This window comes from Gemmatimonadota bacterium (genome assembly GCA_009838845.1).
In the GTDB taxonomy this organism is placed as follows: Bacteria; Latescibacterota; UBA2968; order UBA2968; family UBA2968; genus VXRD01.
The window spans coordinates 1-25,476 of record VXRD01000061.1 but is presented as its reverse complement, the minus strand read 5'-3'; the positions used below and the strand labels follow the sequence as shown (position 1 = coordinate 25,476).

The window sequence follows — 25,476 nt, the reverse complement described above, 5'->3', positions numbered from 1 at the left end:
GAGAACTCTCCCATAGACTATCGTTGCGCGGTGTTGACCTCCTATCGTTATACGGTCACAACGATGCAAATTTGCTCGCCCTTGAAGACCGCTATGGCGTGCGTTTAACCGCCCGCGGAGATCAGCTAAATGTTCAGGGACCACAACATAAAGTTCAACACGTCTCTGGTCTATTAGAAGAAATGATTTCGTGCCTTCGACGCGGCGATCAGTTTGACCCTCTACACCTGCTTGCGCCACCGCCAGAAAACTGCGAATCTGAAATTGGTGAATACGCAAAGCCCATTCTTTCAACACCCAAAATTCTCATTCGCCCCCGCTCACGGACTCAGGTAGCTTACTCAGCAGCTATAGAAAACTACGATATTGTTTTTGGCATTGGACCGGCGGGTACGGGCAAAACTTATCTGGCAGTCGCAGCGGCTGTTGCTGCGCTAAAAAGCAAACATATCTCCAGAATTATTCTGACGCGCCCGGCTGTAGAAGCTGGCGAAACCCTGGGATTTCTACCGGGAGATATACAGGATAAAGTCGATCCCTATTTGCGTCCGCTCTACGATGCACTGCGCGACATGCTACCCGATACACAATTGCAACACCTTATGGAAATGCACACACTTGAAATTGCACCGCTTGCATTTATGAGAGGACGCACTCTGAATAACGCTTTTGTCATTCTCGACGAGGCCCAGAATACCACCGTCAACCAGATGAAGATGTTTCTTACCCGTCTGGGCAACAATGCCAAGGCTGTGATTACAGGTGATATAACACAAATAGACCTGCCGCCGGGTATTCAGTCTGGGCTTATACACGTCCAGCACATCCTGTCTCATATAGAAGCCATCAAATTCGTCAACTTTTCAGAAAAAGATGTTGTACGACACCCACTGGTTCAAAAAATTATAACAGCTTATGAGCAAAGCGAACATGCCCATGAACCAGAGGGAGAAGAGGCTCTGCCCAAACCATGATGTTCTTTAGAAAACGTCAACGCGATCGTACGCGTCAGACAAGACAGCAGTGGAAACAGCGGGGAAAACAAGCCTTCCGCATTGTGTTAATGCTCGCCCTCTTAGGCGTACTAACCGTCTTGTTTCCCACGCAACAGCATTACGAGTACAGTGCCTTCCGCGAAGGCGCGATTGCGCCAGATGAAGTCATTGCATCCGAATTATTCCCCGTGTACAAAAGCGAAGAAGCATACCAGGATGAAGTCGCAGAAGCTCGCCGCCAGATTTTGCCGGTTTTGCGCTATGATAGCACAGTGCAGCAAAGCAAACTGAACGCATATAAAACATTTCTAAACGACTTAAAAAAACACACTGGCTCCGGGGTAAGCGAATCTCTCTCACAAGAGCTACGGCTTTCACACCCGGAGATTAGCCCCCTGTCGGAATCCACCCTGAAATATCTCGTACCCGTATCTCGAAGGCGATCAGCCAGCCGCAGTACATTGACCACCGCAGTCGAGAAAATTCTTCAAAGCACCTACCAGAACGGGATTATCGACCAGGAAATAAATACCGTCGAAGAGGGGTACGCAGAGGTTATACTACTTAATAATGGCTCAGAACGCCAAATTAGCCTTGAAGAACTGGCCGATATAGAAAATTTTACCTCGGGACTTCAACAAACCATAGAACAACAATTGCCAAAGGCAAGTCCTATGGAAATGAGAGCGGGCAGTGAACTGATCCTGGCCTATCTATCCCCCAACATTGCCTATGACGCTACCGAAACGCAGAGGCGAAGAGATGAGGCAGCCAGCAATGTCCAACGTGCCAAGCCTGGGACAGTTCTCAAAGGCGAGCGCATTATTGACAAACACGACCGCATCACATCTGACGACATAGACAAACTCAGGTCACTGGCCGAACATATCAACCAGCGCCGCCAGCAAGACCCATTCATTGACCTCATTCAACGAGGTGCTGGGCTATCACTTTGCGCGTTGACACTCATAATATTTTTTGCTTTTCTAAAATTTTATCGTCCTGACCTTTATCGCCCGTCCAAAAACATCGTACTATTTGGCATCATTATTTTAATCCCTACTGCCGTGGCTGATTACGCCGCCCAAAGTCAGGCCATATCGCCTTTTCTCATCCCCGTCGCACTATCTGCAATGCTGGCAACCGTGCTCTTTGATGCCGTCGTCGGCATGGTGATCACCCTTGCCGTTACAACGCTTTGTGCCAGCATTCTCGGCGAACTCCAATACGGGATCATCTTTCTCACCACAGGCATTATTGGCGCATTTTCTGTACATCAGGTACGCCATCGCAGAGATTTTTATCGCCCTGGTCTGTATCTGATTGCCGCTTATGCTCTGACAATTACCTCCACAGTTGGACTACTTTTTTCTTATACCAACACCACCGAGTTTCTCACGGAAATACGCGAGGATTTATTCTGGGGCATTGTGGCTGCCTGCGGTTCCTTAATTCTCACCATTGGATTACTACCCGTATTCGAAAGTGTTTTCAATGTCGTAACACCCCTGACACTGCTCGAACTGGCGGACTTAAATCGCCCGCTATTGCGCAATTTGGCCCTTCGCGCTCCTGGAACCTTTAGCCACAGCATAAACATGGCCAATCTCTCGGAAGAAGCCGCAGTCGCAATAGGCGCAGACCCCTTGCTCGCGCGCGTTGGGTGTTATTACCACGATATTGGGAAAATGAGACGCCCGCACTATTTTATAGAAAATCAGCATGGTGTGAATCCCCACGATGAGTTGCAACCTCAAATAAGTGCCCTGATTCTCATTTCTCATGTCAGGGACGGGATCGAATTGGCGAAAGAAGAAGGACTTCCTCTGGCAATTATTGATCTCATCCCACAGCACCATGGGACTTCGGAAATGACTTCGTTTAAACATCAGGCGCAACTCATAGACGAGCAGGCAGTCCGCGATGCCGACTTCCTCTATCCCGGTCCCAAACCCCAGACCAAAGAAGCGGGTATTATTAATCTCGCAGACGCTGTTGAATCTGCGACGCGGTCCTTGCCCAACAACGAGCCAGACGAAATTAAAAAGCTCGTCCAAACAATTGTCAAAGGCCGTTATGATGCTGGGGAATTGGATGAATGCGATCTTACATTGCGCGACCTGACCAGGATCCAGGAAGCCTTTTTGCCCGTCTTGCAGGCTTCACACCATCCTCGAATACCCTATCCCTGGCAAGCGCAACAACAAGAACGCCAGGTCGCGAGCAGATGAATAAACTGGAGATAACGACTTTAGTAGATGTATGCGGTCTGGATATCCCTCGCTTAGAAGCTGTCGTGAAACAACTTCTTTCAGACAACGAGGTGCATCTGCCCATTTCGTGTGTTCTAACCCATGATACCCATATCCGACAACTCAACAAAAAATACCGGAACATAGATAAAACGACCGACGTTCTTTCATTTGAGCTTTCCGACGCGATACATCCAGAAGCGCATTATTGTGGAGAGATATACATTTCAGTAGATCGCGCACGACAGCAAGCAAAAGCGCATAACCGGTCCCTACAGGCAGAAATAACCCACTTGACAGTACACGGGACCCTGCATTTGCTGGGATTTGAACACGATACCCCTGAAGGGTACACGCAAATGCAAAACGAAGAAAAAAAATACCTGACCCTGATAGAATAGCCCCGCGCTTATGTCCTTGCTACAAACAATCATTCCCCCGAAAGGAGCGTGATGTTTTTGGACGATCCTTGGCCAGCAATCTTTATAACCATCGCTTCTATTGTCCTGACAGCAGCGTTCTCCAGGCTCGGCTCAATTGTTGTTTCGCGCACCACCCTCGAGCGCCTGCACGAAGAAAAAATAGGACGTGCAGGACTCTACCTTTGGCTCTATCGCTCCCGCGATTTTGTCTCACAAATGGTTTTGCTCGGTCAGACAATCACCATATCCATAGGTGCTCTGGCACTACTATCCATTCTTTTGCAGACGTTAAAACCGGGCCTCTGGCTATATCCTGGCTCAGCATTGCTCATCGCACTTTATGTATTTATCGCCCTGATCATTCGCAGCATTGTCCCCCCCTACAGGAGAGAAGAGGGATCAGATCGTCCGCTACCCTTTTTGCCGTTATGTTTTTTGCCCTTTTACTTTATTCTTCTCCTTCCCACACTGCTGTTGCAAAAAGCGCAAACTATCTTCTTGAGTGAAGACGATACCAGAGCACTAAAAGAAGAAGAATTGCGAAATATCGTCGAATCAGAAACAGAAGAAGGCACAATCGAAGCAGAAGAAAGGGAAATGATTGAGGGCATCTTTGAATTTGACGAAACAACGGTCAAAGAGGCGATGATCCCGCGCATAGATATGATTTCTGCCGAAATAACGGCCACGCCCAAAGAGCTTCTTGAGCTAATCCAGAAATCCGGGCACTCGCGAATCCCCATCTATGAAGAACGAATCGACAACATCAAAGGCGTCGTTTATGTCAAAGATATTTTGCTCAATCTGGCGACCAATCATCCGTGGTCTGTCCCAGAGATCATGCGTACGCCATACTTTGTACCAGAAAACAAAACTCTCGCCGATTTAATGGCCGAATTTAAGCGCGAAAAAGTACACATGGCGATTGTTGTCGGGGAATATGGCGGCACGTCTGGCCTTATTACAATGGAAGATATTATCGAAGAAATTGTCGGTGAAATTCAAGATGAACACGACGATGAAGAACCGCTTTTTGAATGGCGCAAAGAGGGCAAAATACTCGTCGTAGATGCACGCATTGACATTGAAGATCTCAATATCGTGCTCAACGTCGAACTGCCACAAAACGGTTACGAAACGCTCGGCGGATTTATATACAACGTGCTTGGACACGTACCTCAGATAGATGAAAATTTAGAACACGGAAATCTACTTATTGAAATCCTCGAAGTCGTAGGACAGCGCATCACACGGGTGAAAATTACCAAACGCGGAGAGCCTTCACAGGACGAGCCAAAAAACGGTGGAGAGATACAAATGCAAAACGACAAACCGCAGAAATAGCTTGACAATAACCCCAAAATCCCGTTCTTTTTTAGTGCTTATCTGGACATAGGATCGCGGGGTGGAGCAGCCTGGTAGCTCGTTGGGCTCATAACCCAAAGGTCGGGGGTTCAAATCCCCCCCCCGCTACCAAAGTTCACATTCGCCGGACTGTTGGTTTTATCAGCTTTGCTGCTGGAATAAAACAGGGCGAGTTGAATTTCATCAGGGGTGTAGATCAGTTGGTTAATGTGCATTTGCAACAGGTCTTTCCGTTCCTCTGGTGTGGATTCATTAAATAATTCCCCAAAGGTCGTAAGTTTTTGCCGAAAATGTGCAACACTTACGACCTTTTGCTTTGCCTCTGCCAGAGTTGCTTCATTATCCATCATCTCCTGCTCTATCTGGCTTTTTTGCTCCTCCAGGTCGATAATTTTCTGACCTATAGTTTTTATGCCAATCTTGCGTCCAGCAATGCTTTCCACGAGGGCATCCAGTTTCTTGTCGATACTTTTGAGATTCCTTTGGTGGTTCTCTTGCGTTTGCGTCAAAGTTTCCACGCGCTCTGAGTTATCTGTTGTGGCCCCGGCCACAAGGTCTTCAACACGGTTTTGATCTTCGCCGAGTTGAATTAGCCGATCAACCACCACCTGCTCAAGAGGCTCTGCTGGCACGTATTTCATTTTGCATTCCTTGTCTCCACGATGGATTTTACAGGTGCATTGGTAGTAGAAATATCTCTTTTTTGGGCGGTTGGTATAAGTAGGTGTCATGAAAGAAGAACACCACCCACACTTTACAAGCCCTTGCAGCAAGAAAGTATGAAGGTTCTGTTTTCTGCTTTTTGAACCAGTGGCCCGCTTGGTTTTTATGATTGCTTGCACCTGATCCCATAATTCCATCGGGATCAGGGGTTCGTGCTGGCCCTCATAAACCTCACCATTGTAACCAATTTTTCCGATGAAAAATTGGTTTTGCAGGATACGCATGATGCTTGTGTTGTTAAACTTTTTGCCAGGACGAACATTGCCCCTTCGGGATACATAAGACTTCGTACGATACCCCTTTTCATTTACGACCTGTGCCGTCGCCCTGAAACTTTTCTCTTTAACATACGTCTGGAAAATCAGGAGTACCAATTCTCGTTCTGCCTCATTGGGCTTTGGTACGCCTTTGTTGTCTGGATCATTGTCGTATCCGAGAATCTGGCCCCCATTGCGTAAGCCCTTCTCAGCCCGCCATTGCAACTTTTCTTTTGTACGTTCACTGGTCTTTTCCCTCTCTAATTCAGCCATCGCCAAAGAAATTGTGAGGGCAAACCGACCCATAGGGGTTGATGTGTCCCAATTCTCATTGAGCGATATGAAAATTGCCTCGTTTTCTTTTAAGAATTCATGGAAATGCAAAAAGTCTATGATAGATCGACTTACACGATCTATGCGTGTGCATAGCACGGCATTGATCTTCCCATTCTCAATATCTCGTACCATCCGTTGATATTCGGGACGATCAACATTTTTCCCTGACCGACCTTCTTCACGATAGATTGCCACCGCTTTCCATTCTTCTTCTGGCGATGTGGAATCCTTGACCTCAGTGTACTTTTGAAGAAGGTCGATTTGGGTATCCAGACTACCATTTTTCACTTCGGCTTGCAGGTCGGTTGAGACCCGTGCATACAGACCGCATTTAATCACATCTACCCCCTTTGCTGTGTTGTATTTGGGAATCATAATATCTGTAACATGAATACTTTAAAAATATGATTTGTGCAATGTCATTTGTGCTTAATTTCGCTTATCCAAAGTTCTGAGATATATGGACTGGCAGAGTTTTTTCAGGGCAGTTTCTCGTTCTTCAGGGGATAAACGGGAGTAGGGATTTTGGGGATTGGGAGAGTCGTCTTCTGTGACTGTGATATGAATTTTTTCCCAGTCGATTTTTTGTCGTTTTGCCAGGTTCGCCGCATCATTCCGATCAGGCATTGTCGCCCTCCGAATCGCAATGTTCTGCGCTCTTACCTGGTGGTTTGTTCTGTGGGTTATTCAGCCGAGCCAGATAGCCTTTTACCTGGCTTCGAAAGATGCCGTGCTGGTGGCCTGGGAAAAGCCCATCAATAAGGTTGTGCGCTGCCTTTTTGGATACGCCGGTCTTGTGGTTGGGAATCCCCAAAAGCCGTCTGACGATATTCTCGTTGTAATCGCTCCAGTTATCCATGCGGTCTAATGCCGCAACAACGTGGTCTATTCGCACCATCTCGCACCTCGATATTTGGGGTTTGTAAAGCCTCAAATCTCTGTGCTGTCTGGTGGCTTGTCCTATGGGTTTGGGGTTACTGATTCAAATGTGTGTTTGCTGGTGCTACGCTTTTTGGTTTTGGTTTTCAATAAAAGCGCGATTTTTGCGACTGCAAAGAGCGAAAATTGTGCTTTGTAATAGAATCTCTTAGAATCTCTTAGGGCGCAGGCGGTCGTTTTGCGTAACCGCTACTCTTTCAATACAATACGCCAAAAACCGACCATGCTCGAAGTGAACAATTATTTCAATCGAAGTGAACAATTATTTCAATCGAAGTGAACAATTATTTCACGGGGTCAAATAGTCCATTAGACCTATTGTTTCCCAATTCTGTTTTTGTGCTTTTCTCGCACCTTCCACAAACCGAGCGGTTGCCCTTACCAGCACCTTGCCCCTCCTGTCAAAGTTAAATTCTATCGTGTCGCCCGCCTCTGCTTCACGTTTTCCTAAATCGGTAACATAGCCAGCCTCTTTAAGATATTCTCGCAACCGCGACATTCGCCGCTTAGCTTTGTTGTGTTCTCTTGTGTTTGTTACGTCCCACCGATCTCCTCTCAGCCACAACGAAAACACCCAGTCAAGCTCGACCCATTGCCCTGCGCCTGTTTTGCCTTGTGCTGGCAAAAGGGCATTTGCAATACCTTTGTTGGGGCCTTTTTTGCCCCAACTATCTCGTGCAAGCCAATACTCAATACCTGCGATATACCGCCAGATACCGCCGTCATTTGCTCGCATAGACAGACGTTTGGTGCCAGCACCGCCAAAGCCAGCCGATAACGTCCATAAGCCACTTTCACGTTGGAACCAAGCCGGCTGTCTCAAATTTACCACAGACCGGCTTTCCCGGTCGGCCTTTACGATCTCAAAGTATTTGTCGATTTTAACATCGGGATCATAAATCCATCGCCCCAAAGACCGCAAAGCAAAATACACATCCTGGAAGCGTCTGAGGTCTGTCTGCGTTACCCGCCTGAAATTGCCATCTTTGTCCCGTGCCAAAAGTTGCGCCCCTTGCCGGTCGGTCAATCTTAGATTGTGATTACTGGCAAAAATCAGCCACAGAAAAAAAGCCGTATCAGAGGCGATGCTTTTTCGCAGGTCGCCCCCAAAGTCTTCAAAAGCGACAAGCACGATTGGTTTATCTTCGGGATTGCGTGGCTGAAAAAATGGTAATTCGATTTGCCCGTGTGTGCCTTTTGGTTTGAGTGCTACACGATTACCGCCCCCCCCAAAGCTCGGCATTTTGCTTGCCAGCGGCTGACCATCGACAAGTACCACGTCCACACTTCCTATCACTTCCCACTGGTGGCGGTTCACCTCTGAAACTGAGTAGGGTATAGGCGTCAAATTGTTGACATGATCCACGCTGGCCGTCTCGATTGATCGCGGCCTGTTTTGCCACGCCTCAATGACAGGTGATAAAAAATGCCGTTGGGGTGGTTCCTGTGCCCGATTGATCCCATCCACAAACGGGTTCCCGGTCGGTTCTATGTGTGGATATTCGCGCCAAAAAAGCCAACGCTGGTGCAGTTCTACCACCAGGCTATCAGTCCAGTTTTGAAACTTGAATCTCTGATTTGCCATCCCGCTGGGAATTGCTTCGGCAAGGTGCGCCTCGATAGGTTCATGGTTGTTGTCGATCATCCGCGCAAAGCCCTCCGAGAATGCCACAAGCTCGGCAAGTGCCGCCGTGTATTCGCCTTCAATCGGTCTTTTTGGTGCAAAGGCGGCAATGGCCTGGCCCGTCAGTTTGGCCTGTTCTATTGCGCCCAGGTCGTCCCACCGGCGGTCAATTTGCTTTGCGGTCGGGATCGCATTGTCCGGTGGTGGGCTTTTGTGTTTTTTGATATACAGGATTGAAGCAATCGCCTTGACTGCCACGCTTGTCTGCTCTTTTGGTGTGGGTTTTTCCAACGCCTCCAAAAGATCGCGCCGGTGTTGGTCGATTGCCGCTTGTGGATCAAACGACTCCGCTTGTGTCGAGTTCTGATTTGTCATTGCTCAAGCCCTCCGTTAGTTCGATAAAATTCACCATATCACCATTTGCGGCCTCGGTCACAGCCATCCGATAAGAAAGTTCTGCGCCCTGCCCGTGCCTGGGCGATGGTTCGGAAAGACCAAAGGTTTCTGTACCATTTTTTTGTTTTACTTTTTCCAGCAGAAACCCGTGGTCCACCATTGCCATAATATCACCCGATCCGCGCACTCTGTCCTGTCCTGTCTTGTCTTTATCTCTGTTTGTGTGGTGCAGAAATAGAAAAACGAAGTCCTGGCCGGTGTCGCGCTTCAATTCAGCTATCACCTCGGCCACTTCGCTCATATCACCCGAGGTGTTTTCCTCCAGGCCCCGAGTACATCGAATCAACGAATCAACTGTAATCAGGCCAGGCTTAAAGTCTGCGATATACCGCTTGAGCCGCTCAATACTGGGATCATCCAACACCAGGTTGATACCCTCGTGAAACATTGGCATAAGTGGCAGATCGGGCAAAGACTCGGACAACCCCAGACCCCGCGCTACTGCTCGCATACGCCAGTTATTCAGCGGTGAAGCATTCTCATGATCAACCATCACCACCGGACAAGGCTTTACTGCTCGGCCAAAGAACGGCTTGCCAGAAGCCGCACACAAAGCCAAGTACATAGTCCACAAGCTCTTGCCGTGTTTAGGGTCGGAGACCAGATAACACCTGGCCTTTTCCATAATCAAATCTTTGACGAAATACGGAATATCCGGGCTTGTGTTTGCTAGGAAATCCTGCAAGGTTGGAGCTGGCCTGTGATACGTTTTTTCAATTTCAAACTTTGCTTCAAGCCCGTCCAGGTCGATGTTGTCAAGGTCAACCTGGTCGAGATGTTCAAGTAACTGGCTCTTGTTCACGACCTCGATGTATTTCTGCTCTTTGGTGCGTCTCTTTCGGATCAATCGCAGCCCTTCCTCATAATCTCCAGCTTGTGCAAGCTGGCGTAATGTGCCCAAAAACAAACCCGGATCATTCAAATCGTGTTCTTTGAATTTCACTTCCTCAATCATTTTGGTATCTCCTGATTACGTGTTGTAATGCCAAACGGTCGGCCTTTTCCACAGGCAAACCGCTATCCATCAACATCCCGCTTTTTTCGTCCACTTCATAAGCCCAGGTGCTTTGATACGCCGCACATTCTGCCGCGTCTTTTGCTCCAAATGGATACTCACAAACCACCTGCGGCCAGACCTTTGGCGACCGCCGCAAAATCTCGCTTTTCACTTTATCACCGGCCTCTTGTCCTCCCTCATCTGCATCCGTATAAAGCACAACTTCGCGACCAGCCAACCACTCACAGCCCCCAAGCACATTCTGTACGCTTACAATGGCCGAATTAGTCGCCCAAACCGCATCAACTCCAAACACGTTGTAAACCGCCAACGCATCGGCCACACCTTCACAAATACCGACCTTTGGGCTTTGCGGATCGCCGATAAAAACACCATCAGCACCGGATCCAAAGGTTCGCTTGTCGCCACCTGGCCCATTGTGAAACACCCACCGCTTTTTGCCTTGTCGGTCAATAGCAACCACTGAAACAGAAAACGGCTCAAACTCGCCTTTAATCCAGGCATCAAACGTATTGCGACCGGCGACAATCAACCCTTGTTGCTTGTGCCAACGAATACACCCCGGCATTGTCGCTCCAGGCTCAACGATACCTGTTTTATCGCCCACTGTTACCCAACGCCAAGCCGGATGTTCAAAAACAAAATCCAGTATTGGTTCAGATTCAGTCCAAAGCCTTTGCGCCTTGTCCGTCTCACCGCTCGGCTCGGTTTGCTTTTCTGACTTTGGCGGCCTCTTTGCTCGATCCGACCACCTGGCAGGTTGTGGTGAAGTGCTCCCCACAAAACGCCTGATGGATTTTCGATTCCCTATAAAGCCGTTGTCTTTCAACCACTGGATCGCCCCGGCCCGGTCAGTTTGTCGTTCGGTTTCCACAAGATCGAGAACACCGCCGCCCTGGTCGGTTTCAAAATCTTTCCACAAGCCTTTCCTCGCATCCAGACTTTTGGATCCCCGAGTACCCCAGCGCAACTTGTCGCCTCTGGATAGTCTTTGATTGGGTTGTCCCCAAAGCATCACCGCAACATCTTTGGAGATCGCTGCCCACTGCTCATTTATCATTTTTTCACTGCTCATTTGTCAATCCTCGAAAAATTACCTATCTTGTTCAAACCTCATGCTTACCCATCGCCAGGTGTTCCTTGTGACCCTGGCGATGTATTTTTTATTCCCCAGGTACGGGATACTTGACTTCTCCAACATAGCCCACCAACTCGCCCTTTGCCAGTAACGCCTCGGCTATTGTCTGGAAGTGCCACCGCGAATCACATTTGGCAATAATCACCCCGTCTTGTTCAACTGGCCGGTCGATCACATTCCCACGCCACCACAACTCACTCGCCGATCTAACAACTTGCGTCCCAGTCTCCAGGCAGGTCAAATGTTCGGATTCCCGATTATAGAACCATACGTCAAACCTCCTGTGAAAAATTGTCGTGTTTTTCGGTCGGCCTGTCTGGAAAGGCCGCCGAAAAAAAGTGTTTTGCTTTTTGCAAAAAAAACTTAACTTGTGCTTATCCTTTTTATGCAGTTTTGAAGCCCTCGGTCACTGAACTGGCCGGGGGCTTCGTTTTTTACTCTGCACTATCCCGATCCAAAAGGGATTCCAAATACCTGTCCACCAATCTCCGCAAAATCTCGGCCTGGTCGATACCGAATTATTCGCCTTTTCTGTCCGCGTCCCCCCAAGTTAGAATGAAAAATCGCACCGCCAAGGTTAAGGCGTCTCCTTTATGCGATTTGCCAAAAAAACGGGTATAAAAACAGTGAAGAAAAATGGTCTCTCGAAAGAGAAACCAGAATCCGAGAATCCCGAAAATGGAATCCCGGAATCACCTTTTTGCCCGCCTGTCTGATCGCCGACCACACCGCCTGCCTTCTACCCTTTGTAAGTACTCATCAACGCAGGCCCGCACAACGCCAGCAATGGGCCTCTTATCTCGCTCGGCTATCACTTCCAAAGCCTCGCGCTGTTCTTGTGTAAAGCCAACAAGAAATTTGCAGGGATACACCGCCTCGCGTCTATATGCCATTTTGGACCTCTCTTGTAAGGTGAAAAATACGTGAAAGCCTTAATAATACATTCACATGTACAATACCGCAAGTATATTTGAAAAATAAAATTAAAGCCTTGTTTATATTGATATTTAAGAAAAATATAAGATCGCGAAGAAATGGGCCCGGAACGTGCGGCAACTCCTATTAGGCCGGAAAACACAACTCCCAACAAAAAAGAAAAAGCCCCGGCGAGTGCCGACACACTCACCAGGGCAAAACAGTACTGCACACCTTGACAGGTGTTCCCTCAAGAAAGGAGAAAGCGATGGAAATTGCAACACCAATGGCGACAGACAAACAACGCGCCTTTCTGCAAAAGTTGATGCTGTCAAGCACGTTCACCGCTGAAGAAGCGCACAGGACATCGGTTTGGCTTTGCTCGCCACAGGCCACAGAGGAAGCCACCAGCCGCGTCATTGATAAAGCCCTGAAGCGCCTCAAAGCCCGTGATGACTCGAAAAAGGATTCTGCCGACCGCAAGGCCGAGTATCACGCCAACAAGGAAAATGGCGGTGGTGAATATCCCCCCCGGCGGTACAGCCAGGATCACCCGCCCAATGGTGGAAATTCCCCCAATGGAAAGCCGTCTGAAAGTGCGTCAGTTCCTGCACCAGCTCGCAAAGCCGAAGATGAGCAGAAAATCTATCGGATCAATGGAGTGGACTACACCGACAAAAACGATGCCGCTGCTGCTGCATCAAAGGCGATTTTCGGATAATTGACCTCCAACCAATCACCATAGAGGAAAACGTAAATGTACAAAATAAATGGCGTCTTTGAATGTGAGCAACCCGTCTATCGGCTTCAGCGCAATGGGGCTGAAAGTCTGCCAGATGAGGAATTGCTGGCCCTCGTTCTCCGCATACCCCAACGCAATGGTCTGGATGTGTTGCCAAAACTGCGGTCATTCCTTCGGAAAAACCCGCTCGAAAAATTGGCGGACTTCGATCTTGAACATCCCCCAGGACAGATTATCGACCGCAGACTTAAAGGCAACGACTTAACGCCCGCCCAACAGATCACCTTGCAAGCCGTCCTGGAATTTTCCCGCCGTGTCCTGGACAGAGGGATGGGGATAGATAAGCCTATCACGTCCCCCGCTGACGTGTTGCCAGAGGTTCGCCACATCAGGGACGCCAAGAAAGAACACTTTGTCGCCATCTTTCTCAACGCAAGAAATGTTCCCATTAAGACCGAAACAATCAGCGTGGGGTCTTTGAACGCCTCAATCGTCCACATGCGCGAACTGTTCGCCCCTGCTCTGGCTACAAGTGCTTGTAGTCTCATCTGCATTCATAATCATCCCTCAGGAGATACCTGTCCGAGCCGCGAAGATATTGAACTCACGCGCCGTATTGTGCAGGCTGGCGAGATTATGGGGATTGAGGTGCTCGATCATCTGATCGTCGGATCGGATCGGTTTTTGAGCATGAAAGAGGCGAATGTTTTTTGATCGCCAAAATCAATCACCTGGGCGGCCTTGGTGGTCGCCCGCTACACACAAGGAAAACCCAATGCCAGAAGAAACCACCAACCACATGCCAGAAAAGTTTGTTGTGCGTCTCAAATTCTTCGGCCTAATCACAGTCAAGCCAGAGGAATTTGTCGATAAATTGGAAAAGCTCTGCCAGAAGTTCACCGAGTCGCCAGAGGAATACTGCTTTTCGTGGGATACGGATTTTGCGGCCTGACCACTTGAAAGGATCGCTCAATGCCAAAATATGAAGATGCACCACCAGAGATTGCACAAGCAATCAAACAGTCCACTATCACAAAGGAGAAACACATGCCGACCCCTGAAATCACTTTTCGTCACGGCCTTTGCTCGGCCTCAATCTTCGAACAGGAGTTTGAGCGTGGAGAGGAAAAGTTCACTGTCCGCACCGTCTCGTTTCAACGCAGTTATTTGGACAAAGATGGGAATTGGCAGACCACCAATAGCCTAAAGGTGAACGATATACCGAAGGCTGTCCTTGTCCTCAACAAAGCCTATGAGTTTTTGACTTCCAACAGCTTTGCCGATGCGGACACCGATGGTGAATGTTAGCCCACTACCCGAAAGGAATTGACCCATGTGGCTACAAAATGGCCGCCGATTACTTGCCCTCGAATCCCGCGACATCTCACTGACAGGCCGCGATATTGTCTTTGAAGGCAATGGCCGCAATACCGAGATCGTGCGCTATCCATCTCCCAAGGCCGCCAAAGAACAGTTTGGCACAATCATCGAGGCGTTGGGTGAGGATCGAATCGTTGTCCAGGACTTCGACGATTAACCACCTGGGCGGCCCCAGTGGTCGCCCATAACCCCCAACCATTGAAAGGAATCAAACCAATGGAAGCAATCACAGCAGAAACCGCCAACCTGCTCCCAGAGGTCGATGTTGAGGCTATCGTTGGCGAGTGCTATGTGCCTTTTCCCCAGGAAGCCAAAAAAATCCGCAATGACGCAGGAACCGGCGGCAAAGACTTGTCCTATGTGGGACACCCTGATTACACGCGCCGCCTTGATCGGCTCTTTCCCTTCTCCTGGAGCTTCCACACAGAAGTTGCAGGGCTTACCGATACCACTGTGGGCGTCAAAGGCTCTTTGTCGATCACGCTTGAGGATGGCAGAATTGTGACGCGCGAAAACTACGGGCACGGCAACATCAATAGAGGTTTCCCCCTGGGAGACGCAATGAAAACCGCCTGTGTCGATGCTTTGAAAAAGTGTTGCAGTATGTTCGGGATTGGTTTGCATCTCTACGATGGAGACGACGACAACGCCAGCCGCCAGGCGTCCAGTAATAGGCATTACAACGGAGATCCGTTTGAGGATCCCGGGCACGATTGGCTTAACGACCCAAACCCACCCCCGCGTGAACAAGGCCCAGAGCGATATGATATTGGCAATGATCCCTCACCTGCGACATCGAAACAGATTGTTGCCCTTCAGAACATCTCAAAATCCTCAAAGACGGATCCCGACCTGAAGGATGAGATTAAAAAGAAATTGAACACGCCGCCGCCTGATGGTGGGGTTCGTATCACCAAAAAGGAAGCGAGCGACCTGATAAGCCGGGCATTTGACAAAGATTGATAAACCTAAAGGCGTCTGAGAGCGATTATTTGAAAAGTGCCTGGGGGGAGGGACACTTGTTAATCGCTCTCAGACAGCTTAAATAATGCTGTTTCGCACGTTTCTTTACATCGAGACCTTGAGCCGCGTAGCAAACACATCAACACAACAAAACGCAGTTGCCAAACTCATTTATGGCAAGTGAAAAGCCTATTGTGCGTAACATCTGAAGGGAGGCACACATGAGTACGCCATTATCAGAACAAGCCAATTATTTTGTCTATCGAATCACCTTTGAAGATGGGAGTGAATATATAGGCATTACAGGAGTCGGGATTCAAAACCGCCTGAAAAAGCATCAGCAGACACAAAACAAGGTGGGGATACTTATTCGCGCTGGTGTCAAATGGGAATGCGTATGTATCGCGTCCGGTCTAACCCGCAGGGAAGCGTTAGACTGAGAACATGCCGAAGTACTTAAATTGGATAAGCCCTTAAATGCTCGCTACCAAAAGACCTACACGCCTAAAATCTGTCAGGTGGTTTTCGACAAAAGAGGTTTATTTATTCATAAACGGCCCGTTGGCTGACCGCGAACAAGCGACCTGGTAACATTCTCAATCAAAATCCCCCGCCGTCTTCAAGCACAACTCGATCTGGCTGCTGAGAAAAACCAGGACACCCGGAACATGATTATTCGCCGCGTCCTGGAACAGTATTTCAATGGAGAATTGCGTCGGAAAGATTTGACGCTTTTGGACTATTCGGCCAGCATTGTTTTTGACGCCCCAATCATCCGCATTATGGGTGATTCCTAAACCCGAATAGAAAGGATCGGGGACAAATGGAAAATTCTAAACGTCCCGTTGGACGCCCCAGAACCAGCAACCTGAAACAAATCTCAATCAAATTGCCCGCAAAGCTGTTACACACCTTGGACAAAGCCGCTGGCAATTCCTGGGACAGTCGCAATATGGTCATTCGCCGCGTGCTTGAACAATACTTTTCCGGTGAATTGATCAGAGCCGACGATACACTTTTGGACTACTCAAATTCCATCGACTTTGACGCCCCAATGGTCAGGCGCGAAGTGCCACATATTCCGTCCGAATAGTCGTACTCGAGAACACATTCAAAGGAGATCTCAATGGAATCAATCAAGCGGATGAAAGGCAGAATTGAGGACTTGCAAGAGCAAGACTTCGAGATGTATAAATCAGATATTGCCGATACCATCGCCTTGCGCTTGTGGCAAAAACACCAGGGCGATATTGACGCTATTGTGGCAAACGAAAAGCTGGAGATCGAAAGTGTCAATAAGATTGACTCAATCTGCTTTGTGGACGGATCCCGTATTTCGATGGGATCAGAGCCGCACATAGAACCTGGCTGGGTACGCAAAGGCGACAGATACCCCGCCAGACTGTTGCTTTCAGCGGCTTAAAGAAGGTTAGAAAGAAGCCGCCTCAATCTACAACCCACAGAAAGGAAAGCATCGTGAGCAAATCCAATGGCCGACCACCACCCAAAAGGGAACTGGTCATTATTGCGGCAAAGATCCCGCGCGGCATTGTTGTTCGTCTTGACCGGGCGGCCTCGAACTCGTGGGGCACTCGGAATATTGTGATCAGCCGAATTTTGGAGCAGTATTTGAGCGGCGAATTGATCCGCGCAGACAACACGGAACTTGAATTTTCTGACAGCATAGGATTGCCTTGAGAAGTCCAAAGGTGTTCTTTGAGTGGACGGCACACCCTCGAAGGACAACTTGTAAAATCCTGATCCCGTCACAGACCCCACTGTGACGCTCCCAAAAGTCCAAAAAATCTCCCCACTCATTCCACTCATTTGGCCGAATTATTCCGGCACATCCAATCACGCCCGCCAGGCTTGTCCTGTGCGGCAAATACGGAGACCGTTGCAAAATGAAAGACGATCAGAAATACACGGAAGCAGGTTTCTGGGAGAAAATTAACACGACCGCAAAGAAAGCCGGACAAGAGGTGGTCGAGAAAGCCTTACAGCTTTATTACACCGCCGAATCAGCCGAGACACCCCGATGGATGAGGGTTTTGATATATGGCGCATTGGCTTATCTCATTGCCCCGCTCGATGCAATACCGGATTTCTTGCCCGCAGGACTCACGGATGATCTGGGCATCCTGGCCGGTACATTATCAGCCGTTATTGCCCACATCACACCCGAAGTAAAGAAACGGGCGAGTGAGAAATTAGACGAATGGTTTGATTGATTGACCAGGAAAAATGCATTGACGCATAAAAAATGATTTTATACATTGAAGTCTATGACATCGTACCCAAAAAATTCGCGCTAAATTGGGACCCCCAGCAGATGGCGAATACGAAGTAAAAAATGCATCGACCAACGAATACATTTTGGCCGCCGTATCCACCAAATGTAAAGATTTGTAAATTCGCAGAACGAATGATAAATAATTGCTCACTTGCTGTCAAGTGTTAAGAAATCAATCACTTACACTTGTTCTGTGGCGGGTGCGGCGGTCTCATTTTATAGGAGGAGATCGTCATGAAAACAATCAGAGTCAAAATCACCATACAGAGAATCATGGTTGTGGTGTCACTCGTGATTCTGGTCCCCACATACTTCATCTTGCTCATCTCAGATCTTGAGGAGACACATGATAGGCTGTTTGACCAATGGATGGATGTGGTGTCTTACAAGATTTTAGCTGAAGGGCGTTTTGTAAAAACAGACACCTCAGATACAGGCAGCCCCTATGTCCTATTAGAAGGCCCTGTCTTTGAAGACGGCAGAAAAAGCATACCTGTGACGTACAAGTGTTTTAGATTGTTTCATGATACCAATTCCGCAGAAACCCAATTCGACCAGGCATTGGCTTCGGGAAAAGTAACCAAAATAATATTTACTGGACTCATGTCGCCCGCACCTTCTCCTGGAACACCCGCGAGCGAACTTTGGCTGACGTATTGCAAAATTATCAAATGGCGATAATTTATTCAAAATTAAAAAGGAGATGACATGAAGATTCACATTGAATTTTCGACAAGAAACATCATTCCACGGGCTAAAGCTTGGGCTAAAACCACAATTGATAAGATTTTAAAACCTCGAACTATTACTCTCTCTATGAATGTAGTCATGTTCACATGGTCGGGAATCGTCTTGATATTGATCTTTTTTATTGTAGTAATTACAAATCTCTACAATAACAATGAATACCTTCGGGAGAATGCAAATTTAATGTATTCGCATCCAATAGTTGCGACTGGAACAATCAGAGGAGGCTCAGTCTCTGATTACATCGAAATCGTAGGCAAGCACCCTTCCATAAGATCGAGTTCACAGGTTACGTATTTCTGTTATTTTCCCAAAGAAAATCATACTGAAACACACATGGCTCTGCTCGGATACTACCAGGCGCTGGATAGAGGCACGGCCAAAGAATTGATTGTTTCAGGCAAGAGCATTTTCCGTGGAACAGAATATTCTGCGTTCAGTTTGTCCGATGCTAAAATCCTTGGCTGGCAATAAAATTTCATCCAAAAAGAGGCTTATTATGACACGATATTTCACTGTCATCCTTTTTGTATTGGTGACAACACACGTTACTGATGCTCGCGAACCTTGGCCACCCAAAGGCGGTTTGGGACACGATTTGCCCAAAGAATTATCTGCGGCATATCGGTTCGCTTCGAATTCTAATCTCTGGAAATTCCCTTATCCTGATGACGTGCAGAATCTTTTCTACGACTTCGATGTGAGAATAAAATTCTGGTTTATGACCGCTCGGATGATAGATATGGCCAAAAGGGGGAATGGAAAAGTTTTACCAGAGGACCAACCAAAATTTAAAGCCGCCGTCCAGAACTTTTTCCAATCTCTTCGCTCCAATCGCAAATTTGCCCGAATGTCAGATTCCAAACAAAAGAAGATCGCCTTGGCCATGCATGACTTTGCTTCTCTGCCACTTGCAGCAGGTGTTGTCACAGTTCACAGCCTAAACAGCATGAACGAGATGATTCGGCATGCCGAAAAGCAGAAAAAAGCCCGTTGAGACAAAGCCCGCCGATCTGCGAGAGATTGACGGGCTTTGTCGTGGGAGGCTCGGCCAGGCAGCTGAACTAATCGCCTGGGGCAAGGGTTGAATCTTTTTCACGGTCATATAGCCGATACCTGCCCCGTCCCTCCCACCAGTATAAGTCCTGATTCCCAATATGGTGGTGGCGTGATGGATGATTGACGCAATCCGCGATGAGTTGAGCCGACACGTTGGACAGCTTGAACATCGGCTCTTTTTCTGCGATATGCAATTCAACATCTTTGGGCGAAAATTCAAAATCCTTTCGTCCTTGCGTCAATTCCTCTACTGCATCCCATACCGTCCGCCTTACCCGCTTGAACTGTTTTTTAGTCTCGGCATTCAATTTTTTTATCTCCTTTTGTAAAGGCTCCCGATCTGCAAATGATCAGCGGCCTTTTTTATTTCCCTGGCGACAAAAACGTTCACTTCAAATGCCCCATGGGGACAGAATTTCAGACAACGCCTTGAAACACAGCGATTTGTGCCCAATCATATCCCAGGCGACAAAAAGTGGATCGAAACGCCCCAAAATTAAATATGGATTCCCCGACCAGCCCGGTCGCTAATGCCCCAGGTAAATTAGATTACTGGTAAAATTAAGGCTGCCTGATCGAGCATCAAAACCACAACATCTTGACGCCCCATATCCTTTTCTTTATGGCAAATACCTGAAGCCGCTTCCGTGACACCTCACATCATCTCCAGTCCGTCTGCCAGTGTAATACTTTCTGATTTCTTCATCTGCCAGACGGCCTACAAATCCAAATCTGTTTGACTCTATTTCATTTGTGAATTCAGGAAAGTGTTCTTTAGTGGCAGGCAACCACTCATCAACAAAGAAGACCTCAATGATGCTTCGATGATAGCTCACCAGCACGATTTCTACTTTCTCGGCTCTACGCAGATTAACCGGCCAAGCGAAACGTGCCGCGTCATAGGGCGTCTCTTTACCAGGCTTGTACAGTTCATTATTGACAACCACCATAAGGGCACAGTGTTTCATGTCTGCTTTATTCAATAACATATCATTCGTCCTCTCTTGTTTATGCTGATACCGCGATTTAAAAAAATGGGGTCAAGTCCAAAAAGTTCTGTAAAAAGGTAGCTCCGTTCTGTAAAGCTCGATCATTGCTCAATTCTCCAATTCCATTTTCCTGATCTTCTGGCGCGTCAGATGTTGATTGAGAACGGCCTGGTCTGTCCTGGCGTTTATCAATCCCCTTTGTGCTTTGATGTTCTCGGTGCGTTCCTCAATCTCAATCATTTTTGCCCGCAAAGGTAACAGGCGGATCCGCGCCGAAAGTTCGTCTTTTGGTTCCCCATCCCGATATAGTTCCTCTGCTCGCAAAGCTGTATCGCCAAAATCCCCCGCCGCCTTTGATGCAAAACGACCTGCGCGTTCCCTCATCAAAATATCAGATGTTTCACGCAGCTTCCTTTTCAATGCATCGCAATTCGCGCAGGCGGTTTCTGTTTTCAAAGTGTGGCCTCCTTCTCGCTCACTCAATTCAAACTCTACAAATACGCCTTTATCTGGATGCGAAAATTTGGTATGTGTGGCCCGGATACAGTCCGTCTATGAGCTTGTTCGCGGCCCACCTCGATATACCCGCCTTTTTCTGATTGACCCCCAGGAGCAGCCGGATTTGCGCCTCATCGTAATCTGTCCAGTTGTCCAGCCTTTCAAGGATATGTTCAATCTTCACCATGTCAATGCCCAATTTAAAAAAAGCCGGTAAGTCTCACCTCTTACCGGCCAGTTGTAACAAACAAGCATCAAAAAGATATAATGCGCTACCTCGAAAAGTCAAGGGTTCAAATCGCCTTGAGTACGACAATTCCCAACATCGTCAAACTGTGGGTTAATAACAATCTTCCCTGCCTTGTCGATATGCCCTATCTTGTCACCGACTTTCACATAAGCCAACCCCTCTGATTTCACCGAATCAGAGCATGAAAAATGTATAACATTTTGCACGTTGTAATACCCATCTTTTTTGTAATAGAGACAGTCCCGACCGCTCAATGGTCTTTTTACATAATCCCCAAAGACTTGAGTATTTCTATGACGATATTCGCAAATAAGCCGAAAGCCGCAATTACCAAACCGATTTGTGTGAACAGATGACTGCGTTTTAATTGACGGTGGTCGTTGAGAATCCGAAATCGTTCATCAGCTGCTGAAAATAACATGCTTGGCTGATATTCGATAAAGAAACAGTCGTTCTTCCGGCCTTCCAACAAAACTTCTTGGAGTTTGCCTTTAAGTGTTGGGTCAACTCCTGTGTCCCAAACGCCCTTATGACATTTGGCACTATAGTGCTTTTTGATTTTGAAATTTTTCCGTTCTTCTTCATCCCATGAGAAAGAAAGCATTTGTCCATTAGCAGCAACATAATCCTTAGCCAGAAAGTGACAGTTTTGACAGCAAGGTTTCATTATTTTTTCTTTTCTACGAAAGGATGCCACTGGATGTTAAAAAGAATTGTTGGTTGCCTATTGCTTATTATGGCAACAGCCAATATTGCAGAAGCTATTGACGGCGATCTTGATTTAGATGGAGACGTGGATTTTCAAGACTTCTTAATTTTAGTACAAAACTTTGGCAAGCAAGGCCCACCTGCACCAGCGCGTACTGATACCATTTATGTAACGAAAACAGACACCATATATGCCCCGTCTGATACCATTTATGTAGCAAAAATAGATACCGTTTTTACTACCATCCGGGACACCATATACGTCTCAAAAGTAGATACGTTTTATATCGAGATTGGTGCGCCTGTCATTCCTTATGACCGCGACCTTTACAAGCATTGGGTTGATGCTGATGGTGATTGCCAGGACACACGACAGGAAGTTCTAATATCCGAAAGTTTGCAACCCGTCGTTCTCGACGATAGAGGATGTCGGGTCGTATCAGGCGAATGGCTGGATCTGTACACAGGACAGATTTTTACCGATCCGAGTCGATTGGACATAGACCACTTCATTCCGCTGTCTGAAGCCCATCGAAGTGGCGCAGATACCTGGACTCCAGAACAAAGAGAAGCATTTGCGAATGACTTGACGAATGAACATTCATTGATCGCTGTTTCTGCATCTGCCAATCGGTCTAAAGGAGATAGAGACCCCGCAAACTGGTTGCCACCGAATGAATCCTTTCAGTGCGAGTATATAAAACGGTGGGTGGCCGTGAAAGAGTATTTCAACTTGCGTATGGACGCGACAGAAAGGAACTTCTTGCAAAATCATCCATGCTTGCAGGATAATTAAATCACCCTAAATCCATCAGGGCCAGATACCCCATCCGGATAACAAAAGGCACCAACAAAGCACTGTTGCACGCGAGCAGTTGATGCATTGGACGATGCGATACCCGTTCCAACAGGAAGCCGCCGACCAATAAAATGCCAAACCATTTGCTCTGCTTCAAAGCTATCGTACAGTTCACTGTTTTGGGCAGATGGATTATCCGCTATACAGCCATTATTTACAAGATATAACCTCATGCTTGATCTTTTTGGATAAATTGGTGCAGACTGCTGACCATTGTTTCAAGGTCTGGATTCCTCAGCCATTCAAGCACAGCCTTTTTGAAGACGGTGGTTGGGGTTGTCCCGGCCATCTGGGAAGCCCCCAGGAAGGTATATTTCTGCCACAATTAAAGCAATCTCGCTACAAAAATTTCATTAAATATCCTCTCGACATCCCTTTCCAAGTTCCCTATATCAATATCTGTAAACGGTATACCAAGGTTTTCCAGTACGGTCTTAAATCTTTGAAAGCCTTGTACATCTCTTAATTCGACCCACTCTATTTTCTCACTATCCAATTGCATCTTGTTTGTTTCAGAGAGCGTGTCAGCAATAAAGACCTTGCTCTTCCTTGCGAAAGCCGAATCTGCACTCTCAGGGTTGCCTTTTCCCATCAGTTTTACTTCACATTTATAATTTTCGCCATCTTTAATTAGGTAAAAATCTATCTCACGAGTAAAGCCTTCTTGACCATCTATCTCCTGCAAATCAGACGTATAATTTTCTTCAGGCACTCTGTATAACTTGCATAATGTTTGCATGAGAGGCTTTTCAACTCTTTTTCCGGCAGTGCTCCACAACCCACCTCTTAAAGCAGCCCTTTTAACGGCAAGAGTGTTAATGACAATCAATGTCTCACTAACATTCAAATCCACGCTCACATCTCGGAATTTTAGCGTCAATGTCAATTCGAGTTCTTCACCCGAATCGACAAGACTCTTAATGGACTTATACAAAGTATCATAATGATTATTTGACGCATCTATCACTACCTGTCTCGCAACCGAATTATACATATTATCAATGGTTTTCATGTTTAATCCAGAGTTTATGGCTATATCTTTTGTGGGAAGTTCATGATCGAGAAATTTTCTTTTATACCAATCAGCCGTTACTGTTTGATCATTGAATTTTGCAAAAACCACTTCCTTAAAAAATTCTATCGCAAATTGCAAAAACTCAGCGTTTATAAGGGTCACAATCTCTATTCTATAATCCTCACCCTTGAGAAGTTTTCTGATGATGTTTTTTGCTACTTGTTCTGTCAGTGTCATTTTTCCCTCTCTCTAAATTGGTCAAGCGTCAAAAAATTAGGAGCAATTTTTGTGTCTTCAAACACATCAGCTTCCGCGAAATTTATTTTCATATAGTCAAAATACTCTAGTTCTTGCTCTGTAAGAAAGAAAAATCTGTTCAAACTCTCTGCTACTTTGCCAAAGGTCCCACTCCCAGCAAATGGATCAAATACCAAATCACCTTTGAATGAATAGTATTTAACAACCCTCCTGCACAACTCAACAGGAAAAACTGCCGAATGAACCTTGTCATGCTTTGGGGCTATTTCCCAAACATTTGATGTCTCATAACCATCTTCCACTTTGCTCTCTTCTACGGTTTCTTTATCATACTGGCGCATATTCCAATCTATGAGCCTATCTGTTTCTTTCCTATAAACCATCAAATATTCGGTTACAGCATTGGGCTTATATGCCAATGGCTTGCGATGTTGCAAAAATCCCGCATTCCTGTTCTTCACACTCGTTTCCGGTTTTTTCCATACAATATCGTCAATAAATTCCCACCCCATATTGACCAGAAAGTTGTGAACATCAAAGGGTATTGGGTATCTCTTGCTGGAATGTTGACGGCTAACTCTGGGAATGATAATCGGCGATGTATTAACAATGAGGAAACGTCCTTCCTTGGTCTTTTGGTGTGTAAGTTCAAAAACCTCCTTCAAAAGATCCAAATATTCTTGATAGCTCTTGTAAATTGAATAATCTCTTGCGTTGTAATAAGGTGGAGAAGTGAACGTAAGATGGAAACTTTCATCCGGCACAGCCTCTAATACCTTCCGCACATCGCCTAAAACAATTACATTTTTCAAGAAATCATAAGAGACTTTATGTGCTTGCTTTGGAAGCGTATTACTTGCAGACGAATAATATTCCTTCTTTATGACCTTTTGAATCATTTCATTTGGGTGGTTGCGAAAAGATTTAAGCTGCTTACTTACACTCGCATCATCCTTGAAGGTCAGAAGTCCCCGAATCGCTTGTAAAACAATTTTAGGGTCATCATCAGTTAAAATCTCAGACAATACAGAAACGATTGCAGGAGACCGCAGTCTTCCGATTGAAGAAACAGCCTCTCGTCTAACTTCTGTTGCTTCATCTTTTAACGCGACGTTCTTTAGGAGAGGTATATGTTCTTCTCTTTTCGTCTTTCCCAAAGTTTTTACACACCAGAATCGAACCTTTTGGCTGCGGTTTGAAAGCAGGGGTGCTACCCAGCTATCATCTAAATTATTGGGCTGATATCCGAGATTCTGGAAAACAAACAAAAGACTT

Annotated in this window: 32 protein-coding genes, 1 tRNA gene and 1 pseudogene; 19 read left to right on the top strand and 15 right to left on the bottom strand. The window is 46.8% G+C overall.

Annotated features, from left to right (window positions below; all coding sequences use genetic code 11):
- The first annotated feature begins 182 nt into the window (after nt 1-182).
- From phoH to F4Y39_08650, 5 genes are all read left to right on the top strand, one after another.
- A complete protein-coding gene (gene phoH / locus F4Y39_08670) occupies nt 183-974 on the top strand; it encodes a phosphate starvation-inducible protein PhoH (protein ID MYC13784.1) in 792 nt (263 codons plus the stop codon).
- Complete coding sequence (locus F4Y39_08665; protein MYC13783.1) at nt 971-3,226, top strand: HDIG domain-containing protein; 2,256 nt, start codon at nt 971-973, stop codon at nt 3,224-3,226. Before phoH ends, F4Y39_08665 begins: the two co-directional genes overlap by 4 nt.
- A complete protein-coding gene (gene ybeY / locus F4Y39_08660) occupies nt 3,094-3,648 on the top strand; it encodes an rRNA maturation RNase YbeY (protein ID MYC13782.1) in 555 nt (184 codons plus the stop codon). Before F4Y39_08665 ends, ybeY begins: the two co-directional genes overlap by 133 nt.
- Before the next feature lie 51 nt (nt 3,649-3,699).
- Nucleotides 3,700-5,013 (top strand): HlyC/CorC family transporter, encoded by a 1,314-nt coding sequence (locus F4Y39_08655; GenBank protein ID MYC13781.1) that lies wholly within the window; start codon nt 3,700-3,702, stop codon nt 5,011-5,013.
- Between the two features lie 55 nt (nt 5,014-5,068).
- A tRNA-Met gene (locus tag F4Y39_08650) sits at nt 5,069-5,145 on the top strand.
- On the opposite strand, the gene F4Y39_08645 is transcribed toward F4Y39_08650, so the two are convergent.
- The 7 genes from F4Y39_08645 to F4Y39_08615 all read right to left on the bottom strand — a co-directional run bounded on the left by F4Y39_08645 (nt 5,124) and on the right by F4Y39_08615 (nt 12,418).
- Nucleotides 5,124-6,725 carry a recombinase family protein gene (locus F4Y39_08645; GenBank protein ID MYC13780.1) on the bottom strand — a complete coding sequence of 534 codons (1,602 nt, stop codon included), beginning with the start codon at nt 6,723-6,725 and terminating at the stop codon, nt 5,124-5,126. The two genes, F4Y39_08650 and F4Y39_08645, sit on opposite strands and share 22 nt — an antisense overlap.
- Nucleotides 6,726-6,779: 54 nt before the next feature.
- The gene (locus F4Y39_08640; protein MYC13779.1) at nt 6,780-6,977 is read right to left on the bottom strand and encodes a hypothetical protein; all 198 of its coding nucleotides are present in this window, start codon (nt 6,975-6,977) and stop codon (nt 6,780-6,782) included.
- Nucleotides 6,970-7,248 (bottom strand): hypothetical protein, encoded by a 279-nt coding sequence (locus F4Y39_08635; GenBank protein ID MYC13778.1) that lies wholly within the window; start codon nt 7,246-7,248, stop codon nt 6,970-6,972. Before F4Y39_08635 ends, F4Y39_08640 begins: the two co-directional genes overlap by 8 nt.
- Before the next feature lie 330 nt (nt 7,249-7,578).
- A complete protein-coding gene (locus tag F4Y39_08630; protein MYC13777.1) occupies nt 7,579-9,288 on the bottom strand; it encodes a hypothetical protein in 1,710 nt (569 codons plus the stop codon).
- The gene (locus tag F4Y39_08625) at nt 9,251-10,324 is read right to left on the bottom strand and encodes an AAA family ATPase (GenBank protein MYC13776.1); all 1,074 of its coding nucleotides are present in this window, start codon (nt 10,322-10,324) and stop codon (nt 9,251-9,253) included. The genes F4Y39_08630 and F4Y39_08625 overlap by 38 nt, the downstream gene beginning before the upstream one ends.
- Nucleotides 10,317-11,462, bottom strand: a complete 1,146-nt coding sequence (locus F4Y39_08620; GenBank protein ID MYC13775.1) for a hypothetical protein — start codon at nt 11,460-11,462, stop codon at nt 10,317-10,319. Before F4Y39_08620 ends, F4Y39_08625 begins: the two co-directional genes overlap by 8 nt.
- Before the next feature lie 755 nt (nt 11,463-12,217).
- Nucleotides 12,218-12,418 carry a hypothetical protein gene (locus F4Y39_08615; GenBank protein MYC13774.1) on the bottom strand — a complete coding sequence of 67 codons (201 nt, stop codon included), beginning with the start codon at nt 12,416-12,418 and terminating at the stop codon, nt 12,218-12,220.
- Between the two features lie 290 nt (nt 12,419-12,708).
- On the opposite strand from F4Y39_08615, the gene F4Y39_08610 reads away from it, so the two are divergent.
- From F4Y39_08610 to F4Y39_08550, 13 genes are all read left to right on the top strand, one after another.
- The gene (locus F4Y39_08610) at nt 12,709-13,161 is read left to right on the top strand and encodes a hypothetical protein (protein ID MYC13773.1); all 453 of its coding nucleotides are present in this window, start codon (nt 12,709-12,711) and stop codon (nt 13,159-13,161) included.
- Nucleotides 13,162-13,197: 36 nt separating this feature from the next.
- Entirely contained in the window at nt 13,198-13,896 is a 699-nt protein-coding gene (radC, locus tag F4Y39_08605; GenBank protein ID MYC13772.1) for a DNA repair protein RadC, read from the top strand.
- Between the two features lie 258 nt (nt 13,897-14,154).
- A complete protein-coding gene (locus F4Y39_08600) occupies nt 14,155-14,490 on the top strand; it encodes a hypothetical protein (GenBank protein MYC13771.1) in 336 nt (111 codons plus the stop codon).
- A gap of 25 nt (nt 14,491-14,515) precedes the next feature.
- The gene (locus F4Y39_08595) at nt 14,516-14,719 is read left to right on the top strand and encodes a hypothetical protein (protein MYC13770.1); all 204 of its coding nucleotides are present in this window, start codon (nt 14,516-14,518) and stop codon (nt 14,717-14,719) included.
- 59 nt (nt 14,720-14,778) lie between these two features.
- Entirely contained in the window at nt 14,779-15,525 is a 747-nt protein-coding gene (locus F4Y39_08590) for a hypothetical protein (GenBank protein MYC13769.1), read from the top strand.
- A gap of 221 nt (nt 15,526-15,746) precedes the next feature.
- Entirely contained in the window at nt 15,747-15,965 is a 219-nt protein-coding gene (locus F4Y39_08585) for a hypothetical protein (GenBank protein ID MYC13768.1), read from the top strand.
- 383 nt (nt 15,966-16,348) lie between these two features.
- Nucleotides 16,349-16,618: a ribbon-helix-helix protein, CopG family gene (locus F4Y39_08580; protein MYC13767.1), complete on the top strand. Its 270-nt coding sequence runs from the start codon at nt 16,349-16,351 to the stop codon at nt 16,616-16,618.
- Between the two features lie 33 nt (nt 16,619-16,651).
- Nucleotides 16,652-16,948, top strand: a complete 297-nt coding sequence (locus F4Y39_08575; protein MYC13766.1) for a hypothetical protein — start codon at nt 16,652-16,654, stop codon at nt 16,946-16,948.
- 53 nt (nt 16,949-17,001) lie between these two features.
- Nucleotides 17,002-17,223: a hypothetical protein gene (locus F4Y39_08570; GenBank protein MYC13765.1), complete on the top strand. Its 222-nt coding sequence runs from the start codon at nt 17,002-17,004 to the stop codon at nt 17,221-17,223.
- Nucleotides 17,224-17,429: 206 nt separating this feature from the next.
- Complete coding sequence (locus F4Y39_08565) at nt 17,430-17,756, top strand: DUF1232 domain-containing protein (GenBank protein MYC13764.1); 327 nt, start codon at nt 17,430-17,432, stop codon at nt 17,754-17,756.
- Nucleotides 17,757-18,052: 296 nt separating this feature from the next.
- A complete protein-coding gene (locus F4Y39_08560) occupies nt 18,053-18,499 on the top strand; it encodes a hypothetical protein (GenBank protein MYC13763.1) in 447 nt (148 codons plus the stop codon).
- 27 nt (nt 18,500-18,526) lie between these two features.
- Nucleotides 18,527-19,039, top strand: a complete 513-nt coding sequence (locus tag F4Y39_08555) for a hypothetical protein (protein ID MYC13762.1) — start codon at nt 18,527-18,529, stop codon at nt 19,037-19,039.
- A gap of 25 nt (nt 19,040-19,064) precedes the next feature.
- Nucleotides 19,065-19,562, top strand: a complete 498-nt coding sequence (locus F4Y39_08550; protein ID MYC13761.1) for a hypothetical protein — start codon at nt 19,065-19,067, stop codon at nt 19,560-19,562.
- Between the two features lie 67 nt (nt 19,563-19,629).
- Here F4Y39_08550 and F4Y39_08545 read toward each other — a convergent pair whose 3' ends face one another.
- From F4Y39_08545 to F4Y39_08520, 6 genes and pseudogenes are all read right to left on the bottom strand, one after another.
- The gene (locus tag F4Y39_08545; protein ID MYC13760.1) at nt 19,630-19,932 is read right to left on the bottom strand and encodes a hypothetical protein; all 303 of its coding nucleotides are present in this window, start codon (nt 19,930-19,932) and stop codon (nt 19,630-19,632) included.
- Nucleotides 19,933-20,244: 312 nt separating this feature from the next.
- Nucleotides 20,245-20,613, bottom strand: coding sequence for a hypothetical protein (locus F4Y39_08540; GenBank protein MYC13759.1), 369 nt, complete (start codon nt 20,611-20,613; stop codon nt 20,245-20,247).
- A 108-nt stretch (nt 20,614-20,721) separates the two neighbouring features.
- Nucleotides 20,722-21,069 (bottom strand): hypothetical protein, encoded by a 348-nt coding sequence (locus F4Y39_08535; protein ID MYC13758.1) that lies wholly within the window; start codon nt 21,067-21,069, stop codon nt 20,722-20,724.
- Between the two features lie 49 nt (nt 21,070-21,118).
- Nucleotides 21,119-21,298: a hypothetical protein gene (locus tag F4Y39_08530; GenBank protein ID MYC13757.1), complete on the bottom strand. Its 180-nt coding sequence runs from the start codon at nt 21,296-21,298 to the stop codon at nt 21,119-21,121.
- A gap of 98 nt (nt 21,299-21,396) precedes the next feature.
- Nucleotides 21,397-21,525: pseudogene (locus tag F4Y39_08525) on the bottom strand (WG repeat-containing protein).
- Between the two features lie 98 nt (nt 21,526-21,623).
- Nucleotides 21,624-22,058 carry a hypothetical protein gene (locus tag F4Y39_08520; protein MYC13756.1) on the bottom strand — a complete coding sequence of 145 codons (435 nt, stop codon included), beginning with the start codon at nt 22,056-22,058 and terminating at the stop codon, nt 21,624-21,626.
- A gap of 39 nt (nt 22,059-22,097) precedes the next feature.
- On the opposite strand from F4Y39_08520, the gene F4Y39_08515 reads away from it, so the two are divergent.
- Complete coding sequence (locus F4Y39_08515; GenBank protein ID MYC13755.1) at nt 22,098-22,865, top strand: HNH endonuclease; 768 nt, start codon at nt 22,098-22,100, stop codon at nt 22,863-22,865.
- 388 nt (nt 22,866-23,253) lie between these two features.
- On the opposite strand, the gene F4Y39_08510 is transcribed toward F4Y39_08515, so the two are convergent.
- Nucleotides 23,254-24,180 carry a CfrBI family restriction endonuclease gene (locus F4Y39_08510; GenBank protein MYC13754.1) on the bottom strand — a complete coding sequence of 309 codons (927 nt, stop codon included), beginning with the start codon at nt 24,178-24,180 and terminating at the stop codon, nt 23,254-23,256.
- A partial coding sequence (locus F4Y39_08505; GenBank protein MYC13753.1) for a restriction endonuclease subunit M occupies nt 24,177-25,476 on the bottom strand: 1,300 nt, incomplete at its 5' end. The genes F4Y39_08510 and F4Y39_08505, both read right to left, overlap by 4 nt.

Bases quoted from the DNA above. Each gene is read 5' to 3' on its own strand.
- F4Y39_08655 (MYC13781.1), top strand. From the start codon at position 3,700: ATGTTTTTGGACGATCCTTGGCCAGCAATCTTTATAACCATCGCTTCT.
- F4Y39_08565 (MYC13764.1), top strand. From the start codon at position 17,430: ATGAAAGACGATCAGAAATACACGGAAGCAGGTTTCTGGGAGAAAATT.
- F4Y39_08580 (MYC13767.1), top strand. From the start codon at position 16,349: ATGGAAAATTCTAAACGTCCCGTTGGACGCCCCAGAACCAGCAACCTG.
- F4Y39_08620 (MYC13775.1), bottom strand. From the start codon at position 11,462: ATGAGCAGTGAAAAAATGATAAATGAGCAGTGGGCAGCGATCTCCAAA.
- F4Y39_08630 (MYC13777.1), bottom strand. From the start codon at position 9,288: ATGACAAATCAGAACTCGACACAAGCGGAGTCGTTTGATCCACAAGCG.
- F4Y39_08640 (MYC13779.1), bottom strand. From the start codon at position 6,977: ATGCCTGATCGGAATGATGCGGCGAACCTGGCAAAACGACAAAAAATC.
- F4Y39_08595 (MYC13770.1), top strand. From the start codon at position 14,516: ATGTGGCTACAAAATGGCCGCCGATTACTTGCCCTCGAATCCCGCGAC.
- F4Y39_08625 (MYC13776.1), bottom strand. From the start codon at position 10,324: ATGATTGAGGAAGTGAAATTCAAAGAACACGATTTGAATGATCCGGGT.
- F4Y39_08635 (MYC13778.1), bottom strand. From the start codon at position 7,248: ATGGTGCGAATAGACCACGTTGTTGCGGCATTAGACCGCATGGATAAC.
- F4Y39_08645 (MYC13780.1), bottom strand. From the start codon at position 6,725: ATGATTCCCAAATACAACACAGCAAAGGGGGTAGATGTGATTAAATGC.
- F4Y39_08555 (MYC13762.1), top strand. From the start codon at position 18,527: ATGAAGATTCACATTGAATTTTCGACAAGAAACATCATTCCACGGGCT.
- radC (MYC13772.1), top strand. From the start codon at position 13,198: ATGTACAAAATAAATGGCGTCTTTGAATGTGAGCAACCCGTCTATCGG.
- F4Y39_08610 (MYC13773.1), top strand. From the start codon at position 12,709: ATGGAAATTGCAACACCAATGGCGACAGACAAACAACGCGCCTTTCTG.
- F4Y39_08510 (MYC13754.1), bottom strand. From the start codon at position 24,180: ATGACACTGACAGAACAAGTAGCAAAAAACATCATCAGAAAACTTCTC.
- F4Y39_08540 (MYC13759.1), bottom strand. From the start codon at position 20,613: ATGTTATTGAATAAAGCAGACATGAAACACTGTGCCCTTATGGTGGTT.
- F4Y39_08590 (MYC13769.1), top strand. From the start codon at position 14,779: ATGGAAGCAATCACAGCAGAAACCGCCAACCTGCTCCCAGAGGTCGAT.
- ybeY (MYC13782.1), top strand. From the start codon at position 3,094: ATGCGATCTTACATTGCGCGACCTGACCAGGATCCAGGAAGCCTTTTT.
- F4Y39_08560 (MYC13763.1), top strand. From the start codon at position 18,053: ATGAAAACAATCAGAGTCAAAATCACCATACAGAGAATCATGGTTGTG.
- F4Y39_08585 (MYC13768.1), top strand. From the start codon at position 15,747: ATGAGTACGCCATTATCAGAACAAGCCAATTATTTTGTCTATCGAATC.
- F4Y39_08515 (MYC13755.1), top strand. From the start codon at position 22,098: ATGGCAACAGCCAATATTGCAGAAGCTATTGACGGCGATCTTGATTTA.
- F4Y39_08575 (MYC13766.1), top strand. From the start codon at position 16,652: ATGGAATCAATCAAGCGGATGAAAGGCAGAATTGAGGACTTGCAAGAG.
- F4Y39_08530 (MYC13757.1), bottom strand. From the start codon at position 21,298: ATGGTGAAGATTGAACATATCCTTGAAAGGCTGGACAACTGGACAGAT.
- F4Y39_08665 (MYC13783.1), top strand. From the start codon at position 971: ATGATGTTCTTTAGAAAACGTCAACGCGATCGTACGCGTCAGACAAGA.
- phoH (MYC13784.1), top strand. From the start codon at position 183: ATGATTTCGTGCCTTCGACGCGGCGATCAGTTTGACCCTCTACACCTG.
- F4Y39_08550 (MYC13761.1), top strand. From the start codon at position 19,065: ATGACACGATATTTCACTGTCATCCTTTTTGTATTGGTGACAACACAC.
- F4Y39_08600 (MYC13771.1), top strand. From the start codon at position 14,155: ATGCCAAAATATGAAGATGCACCACCAGAGATTGCACAAGCAATCAAA.
- F4Y39_08615 (MYC13774.1), bottom strand. From the start codon at position 12,418: ATGGCATATAGACGCGAGGCGGTGTATCCCTGCAAATTTCTTGTTGGC.